This window comes from Streptococcus agalactiae ATCC 13813 (genome assembly GCF_000186445.1).
Lineage (GTDB): Bacteria > Bacillota > Bacilli > Lactobacillales > Streptococcaceae > Streptococcus > Streptococcus agalactiae.
In genome coordinates this window covers 844,413-851,182 of record NZ_GL636070.1, presented here as the reverse complement: position 1 = coordinate 851,182, position 6,770 = coordinate 844,413, and the positions used below count along the sequence as shown (strand labels likewise).

Sequence of the window (6,770 nt, the reverse complement as noted above, 5' to 3'; positions counted from 1 at the left end):
CCTATTACACTAACATAGCTTAATAACCTAGGTTGCTTATTTAAATGTTTTAAATTATTTTTTCTTTAGCTTTTTTTAGGATAAAATCATATAATAGTTGATGTACATTTAAGGAGGGCGTGATGTCAAAAGGATATTCAAGACAACAGAAAAAGTCTACTAAGACTAATACTGATTCAACTCAATCACCCGCTAAGCATATAAAAACAGGTTTTTCTGCACTTCAAAAAACAATTGCATTAGTCGGTAGTGTTTTAAGTATTATTGTTGCCTCTATTACTATTACTAATGCGATTAATAATCACAAAGACTCTAGTAAGACTGATTCTTCTACTTCAAAAACCGTCATTATAAGAGAAAGTGGACAAAATTCTAGTAACCAAGTTTCTACTGAAAAAGATGAGACAAGGGCATCATCCAGCCAAACACTAGAAAATTCCTCTGCTAGTAGTACTCCGAGTAGCAGTTCAAATTCTGCTGCCAATAACGATCAAACATCATCTAGTACTAACAATGATCAAACAAATAATACTACTACCGATACCTCAACTATTGAAAATACAACAACACCTTAAAAAAGCTAGGTTCCCTAGCTTTTTTTGTATTCTTTGATAGCATTAGCGCATTGTAACAAATTCCTCAGATCCAGTTGGGTGAATAGCAACAGTATCATCAAAGTCTGCTTTAGTAGCCCCCATTTTGATAGCAACTGAAAAACCTTGAATCATTTCATCAATACCATAACCAACACCATGAAGCCCAATAACTTTTTCCTCTTTTCCTAGGGTTATGAGCTTCATCTTAACTGCTTGGCGATTAGTGGTAACAGCCGTATACATAGAGGTAAAAGTTGATGTATAGACTTTGATATTATCTTCTCCAAATTGCTCGATAGCTGCTGCTTCTGAAAGTCCTACCGTCCCAATTACAGGGTGAGTAAAAATAACTGAAGGTACATTATGGTAATCTAATTTTTCGTTATCTTTATGATTAAAAAGTCTTTCTGATAAGCGACGACCTGCTGCAATTGCTACCGGTGTCAAGGCAATTTTCCCATTAACATCTCCAATAGCATACACGCCATCTACAGAAGTATTCTCAAATTCATCTGCTTTGATATAACCTTTATCATTTAAAACAATATCGGTATTTTCAAGTCCCATGTCTACATTTGGTCCACGGCCGATAGCCCATATTACACGATCAACGACAAGCGTTTTCCCATTTTCAGCTTCAAAAATCAACTTGCCACCTTCATCGCGTTTAAGAGATTTAGGTACATGGTTAGCATGTAAAGAGATACCTGATTTCTCCATTTCAGCCATAACCTCACTTGTTACCATGTCATCAAATCCGCGTAGAATATGGTCTTTTCTAAATGCAAGATGGGTTTCAACGCCTAATTCATTAACCACTCCAGCAAGTTCCGCCGCGATATAGCCCGCCCCAACAATCAATATAGAATCTGGTAAGGTCTCCCATCCAAAAAAATCATCAGAAGTCTCACCAAGTTCACTTCCAATAATATCAGGGTAAAGAGGGTGTCCACCTGTTGCAATAGTAATGTGAGGAGCTTTATATTGCTGACCATTCACTTCAATAGTATGGTTATCAATAAAACGAGCAAATCCATCAATCTTTTCGACTCCATTACGCTCAAAATTAGCGGCATACGACTGTCTAGACCGCTGCACGTAAGCATCGCGATTAGCTTTTAGAGTAGTAAAATCAAAATTAAGATTATTGACTTCAAAACCATAACCTGAACTATACTTATGGAGTGTCTCAGAAACTTGTGCACCATACCACATGATTTTCTTCGGTACACAACCTAAGTTAACACAAGTTCCACCTACTTGTCCACCTTCAATTAACAGGACTTTTGCTCCATACATGGCTGCCCTATTAGCGGTACCACTGCCTGCACTACCTCCACCAATAACGATATAATCATATTGTTTTGACATTACTCTCTCCTTGAATCATTGATACCTATACTCTATCACAAAGTGTTTACAGTCACAATTTTCTGCTACGTAGAATGCAAAACCAATATAATGTGGGCAATACTAGTTCAGTAGACTATCATAAATTGAAATATTATAAAAGAGAAAACTCAAGGAGCTCTCTCTTTTATAATATTACATCAAGTCCTGCATGGGTGCAAAGACAATTTTTTCGATATCAGACATATAGACAGACAACCGTTGTTGTTGGTCAAAATAAACTTTTAAAAGGTCATTGGATTCAATTTTTTCCCCAAGTTTAGACATTTCATCTTGTTCTTCTTGACTTGGCATTTGGCCAGATTGCATCATTTCTTGAACTTTTGATTGGGTAGCCAAAAAGTCTTGCCAAAGCACTTGTGCATCCGCATCACTTTCAATAGCTGATTTTGCAGTTAAAACTGCTTGGTATTCTGGTAAAGCACGAACAGCACGTTCTAATTCATTTGCTAAATCATATACATTAGCCATAAGTTACTCCTTTTTCTACTTGAACTTACCACTATTTTAGACTTTTATACCTTTTTTTGCAATTGAATACTACTAGTTTTCATTTAAAAATGATCAACATAATTGCGATATAATTTTACAGCTTCTTTTAGTTCATACATGTTGTCTGAAGAAAATTTTTCTAGCACTTCTGTCACCAGGACGGTGGCTACTACAGCTTCCATAACGACACCTGCAGCCGGAAGTGCCGTGGGATCAGAACGTTCCACTGTAGCTCTATAAGGCTCGTGAGTATCAATATCAACTGACATTAGTGGCTTGTAAAGCGTAGGAATTGGTTTCATTACTCCCCTAACGATAATAGGCTCTCCATTAGTCATACCGCCTTCAAAACCGCCTAAATTATTTGACTGACGTATATAACCTTGGTCCTTTGTCCATGATATGGAGTCCATTACTTGACTTCCTTTTAAAAACCCTGACTTAAAACCTAGACCAAATTCAACACCTTTAAAAGCATTGATAGATACAACTGCTTGCGCTATCTTAGCATCTAACTTTCTATCCCAGTGTACATAAGAGCCTAAACCAACGGGAACTCCTCCAACGATAGTTTCAACCACTCCTCCGATAGTATCTCCAGCCTTTTTCACACTGTCAATATAATCCTTAATTTCTTGTTCAAATGATGGATTGACGATAGCTACTTGCGATTGACTAGATAACACTTTGATTTGTTGAACTGTTAGCTTATCAGGGACAGTAATCTCCTTGCCACCAAAAACTACAATATGGTTGGCAATTTCGATACCAATTTCTTTCAAGATACGTTTAGCAATCGCACCAATAGCTACTCGCATTGTGGTCTCACGAGCCGAAGAACGCTCTAAAGCATTTCTCAAATCATCGAAACGGTATTTAATTCCACCTACTAAATCTGCGTGCCCAGGTCTAGGATGCTTAATACGACGTTTTTGCTTTAGGCGCTCTTCAATGTCTTCGACTGACATGATGTCCAGCCATTTGCTATGATCCTTATTAGTTACTGTCAGTGTAATAGGTGAACCCAAGGTTTTTCCATGGCGCACACCAGAACTAATGATCACTTGATCAGTTTCAATTTTCATTCGATTCCCACGACCATAACCACCTTGGCGGCGTTTTAAATCTTCATTAATATCTTTAGCAGATAATTTCAGTCCCGCAGGAATCCCTTCGATAATAGCTGTTAAACTAGGTCCATGTGACTCACCAGCAGTTAAATATCTCATCTATTTCTCCAAATAATCTCTCATTTCTTCTAAAGGTATTTGGTGGACTGTTGCACTACCTAATTGAGGCAGTATAACAATTTTAATAAATTGTCCACTTGCTTTTTTATCATGACTCAATATGTCAAATAAGACGTCCTTATCCCATTCCGCATAGTGGACCGGAAGGCCAAATTTTAAACACATATTATAAATATCTTGACTGATACCTCTTGGCATAAGATTTTTACGCTCAGCCACACGAGAAAGCTGGATCATTCCAATTGCAACAGCTTCTCCATGCATTATTTCTCCATAGCCAGCATGTACTTCGATAGCATGACCGATAGTGTGGCCAAAATTCAAATGCATCCTTAACCCTTTATCATATTGATCAGCTAAAACATGCTTTCGTTTAACTTGACAAGAGTGATAAATAATAGCTAATGCATTATCAAGGATACTATCAATAGTCCCATCCATCTCTTCTAAAATATGCCAGAGTTTTATATCATCAATCAAGCCATATTTGATGACTTCTCCCATACCTTCAACTAATTCACGATTGCCCAATGTTTTTAGAGTAACAGGATCTATCAGTACACCATCAGGTTGTGCAAAAGTACCTACCATATTTTTAGCGAATGAAGTGTTGACTCCTGTTTTTCCGCCAATGGAAGAATCAACCTGTGCTGTTAAACTAGTTGGAATTTGAAGAAAATGGATTCCCCGCATATAAGTAGAAGCAACAAACGCTGCTAAATCTCCGACGACGCCTCCACCAAGTGCAATGATCCCATCGCTTCTGGTCATATGATGCTTTGCTAAAAAAGCATAAATACGATTAGCAACTTCCAAAGTTTTACTAGCTTCACCCACAGCAAAACTAAAAACATGTACTGTAAAACCTTGTTTTTTTAACTGGTTGACAAGCGACTCCCCGTATAATATTTCTACGTTACTATCTGTGATAATAGTTATCATTTGTTTCTGCCATAAATGTGATACCCAGTCACCAGCCTCAGAAAAACATCCTTCTTCAATTTTAATATAATAAGGGTGATTCGGTAAGTCAACTTCAACCTGCATTCTAATGTCCTCTCATGTTTGTTTTAATAAGACAAAAACCCTAAGCAATTGCTAGGGATCTCATCAGTATATTTAACATTTTGTTATCTCGTATTAGTCAGCGTCAAGCAATGCTTTGACACACTTCATCTCTGAAATAGTAATTTGTCCGGGTGCGATAGATGAATCTAAATATGCAAATGTCCAACTAGATCCAGTTACATCACCAGCAAAACGAGAAATACGTCCAATTTTACTCATAGATACCGTCGCATAAACTTGATCAGGATTAATAGTCTTGAAACCGCGAGTGTAATTCATAACGTCTAAGACATCTTGTTCATTCTTTGGCATTACTGCGATTTTCACAACTCGTGGTGCTAGGGCTGTTAATTCTGAAAATATCTCCATAATATTCTCCGGTGTCTCTTGAAAATTGTGATAAGACAGGACTAAATTTGGAAATTCTAGCATTTCTTGAAAAACTTCTTTATGTGAAAAATACTCAAAATCAATATAATCTGGATTGTAGATAGAATTAATTTTCTGGATTAACTCAACATACTCAGCATCAGATAAGACAATATTACCACCTTCACGCGTTGTACGAAGAGTAAAAATAATTTCATGACCTGCGAATTTCTCAAAAATAGCTGGAGCTACATTAATAATGTCATCCTTTGGTAAGGCATCAGCTCGCCATTCAATAATATCAACACTATCAAATTTTGATAAATCTATTTCTTGAGCCTCTTCAAGACTGCGAGGCATTACTGGTACTACTATTTTCATTATTTTACCTTTATTGTAAATACTTTTAAATAATTACTTTGTTGGTCCTTATCATTTATAGTGAAATCTTCAGGCAACTGCTGTAAGCTAATGTAATTATGTGAAGCTTTACCAAACCCCTTTTCCAATTGTTTCTTAAATTGTGATACGGTTAGATTAGCTGCGTTAGTTGATGCAATGATAGTTCCACCAGGGGTTAAAATATCTAAAGCTTGTTCAATTAATTTATAGTAATCTTTAGTAACCGAAAAAGTTTGTTTTTTATTTCGAGCAAAACTTGGTGGATCAATAACAATCACATCATATGATAGATGTTTTCTTTTGGCATATTTATAATATTCAAAAACATCCATAACGATAAATCGATGGTTATCTGTGACAATCTGATTAGCATCAAAGTGTGCTTTTGAAAGTTCACGCGAGCGTTTTGCTAAATCAACAGAAGTTGTCTCTAATGCCCCTCCAACAGCTGCAGCTACAGAAAAAGCCGCAGTGTATGAAAACATATTTAGAACTTTTTTACCTTCTGATAGATTAGTTGCTAAGGCTTTTCTGACATCATGTTGGTCAAGGAAAATACCTGTCATTAATCCATCATTCAAAAAGACACTATATTTGATATTATTTTCTAAAATCAAAAATGATTCAGGAGCCTCTTGACCGTACAAATGAGCACTTTCAAAGTCTAAACCTTTGAAACGAATTTTTTCATATGCCCCTTTAATATTAGGATAGACCTGCTTAAAGGCTGCAACAATCATTTGTCGATTAGTATAAACAAATTCATTGTACCACGAAAAAAGAGCATAGTCACTATAAAAATCTATAGTTAGGCCACCAAAGTTATCTCCATCCTGATTAAACAAGCGGTAGGCTGTTGTTTGGCTAGATTTTTCAAATTTTTGACGCTTCTCTCTAGATTTTTCGAATAGCGATACAAAGTAATCATGGTTAAAATCAAAAACTTGTCTTGATAGTAACCAACCAATACCTTTATTTTGTGGTGAAAGATAGGCCATCCCTAAGAATTGATTTGACTGTGAAAAAAGTTGAACCAACTGGTTAACTAAACTGGTATCAAAATCTTTTTTTTCCAGTAACTGAGCACCTGATTTGATTTTTCTTTCAACAACAGAATTCACTTTAAGTTTATTCATAAACAGTATTATAACAAATTTTTATCTTTTTTCATACTGAATTCGAC

7 protein-coding genes are annotated in these 6,770 nt (G+C 36.1%); 1 reads left to right on the top strand and 6 read right to left on the bottom strand.

The genetic code is table 11. The features are described from left to right. Positions 1-122: 122 nt before the first annotated feature. On the top strand, positions 123-575 hold the full coding sequence (locus tag HMPREF9171_RS109030; protein ID WP_000033715.1) for a DUF6556 family protein: 453 nt from the start codon (positions 123-125) through the stop codon (positions 573-575). Between the two features lie 42 nt (positions 576-617). On the opposite strand, the gene gorA is transcribed toward HMPREF9171_RS109030, so the two are convergent. The 6 genes from gorA to HMPREF9171_RS109060 all read right to left on the bottom strand — a co-directional run bounded on the left by gorA (position 618) and on the right by HMPREF9171_RS109060 (position 6,723). Continuing rightward, complete coding sequence (gorA, locus tag HMPREF9171_RS109035) at positions 618-1,967, bottom strand: glutathione-disulfide reductase (RefSeq protein ID WP_000043884.1); 1,350 nt, start codon at positions 1,965-1,967, stop codon at positions 618-620. Between the two features lie 174 nt (positions 1,968-2,141). After that, positions 2,142-2,477, bottom strand: coding sequence for a YlbF/YmcA family competence regulator (locus HMPREF9171_RS109040; protein WP_000024629.1), 336 nt, complete (start codon positions 2,475-2,477; stop codon positions 2,142-2,144). An 83-nt stretch (positions 2,478-2,560) separates the two neighbouring features. Then, entirely contained in the window at positions 2,561-3,727 is a 1,167-nt protein-coding gene (gene aroC, locus HMPREF9171_RS109045; protein WP_001269904.1) for a chorismate synthase, read from the bottom strand. Further along, positions 3,728-4,795, bottom strand: a complete 1,068-nt coding sequence (gene aroB, locus HMPREF9171_RS109050) for a 3-dehydroquinate synthase (protein ID WP_001195732.1) — start codon at positions 4,793-4,795, stop codon at positions 3,728-3,730. Positions 4,796-4,888: 93 nt separating this feature from the next. Continuing rightward, positions 4,889-5,566, bottom strand: a complete 678-nt coding sequence (gene aroD, locus HMPREF9171_RS109055; protein WP_000707047.1) for a type I 3-dehydroquinate dehydratase — start codon at positions 5,564-5,566, stop codon at positions 4,889-4,891. Next, the gene (locus HMPREF9171_RS109060; RefSeq protein ID WP_001037599.1) at positions 5,566-6,723 is read right to left on the bottom strand and encodes a class I SAM-dependent rRNA methyltransferase; all 1,158 of its coding nucleotides are present in this window, start codon (positions 6,721-6,723) and stop codon (positions 5,566-5,568) included. Before HMPREF9171_RS109060 ends, aroD begins: the two co-directional genes overlap by 1 nt. Positions 6,724-6,770: the final 47 nt, after the last annotated feature.

Coding starts and splice junctions, on each gene's coding strand:
- HMPREF9171_RS109030 (WP_000033715.1), top strand. CDS start 123: ATGTCAAAAGGATATTCAAGACAACAGAAAAAGTCTACTAAGACTAAT.
- gorA (WP_000043884.1), bottom strand. CDS start 1,967: ATGTCAAAACAATATGATTATATCGTTATTGGTGGAGGTAGTGCAGGC.
- HMPREF9171_RS109040 (WP_000024629.1), bottom strand. CDS start 2,477: ATGGCTAATGTATATGATTTAGCAAATGAATTAGAACGTGCTGTTCGT.
- aroC (WP_001269904.1), bottom strand. CDS start 3,727: ATGAGATATTTAACTGCTGGTGAGTCACATGGACCTAGTTTAACAGCT.
- aroB (WP_001195732.1), bottom strand. CDS start 4,795: ATGCAGGTTGAAGTTGACTTACCGAATCACCCTTATTATATTAAAATT.
- aroD (WP_000707047.1), bottom strand. CDS start 5,566: ATGAAAATAGTAGTACCAGTAATGCCTCGCAGTCTTGAAGAGGCTCAA.
- HMPREF9171_RS109060 (WP_001037599.1), bottom strand. CDS start 6,723: ATGAATAAACTTAAAGTGAATTCTGTTGTTGAAAGAAAAATCAAATCA.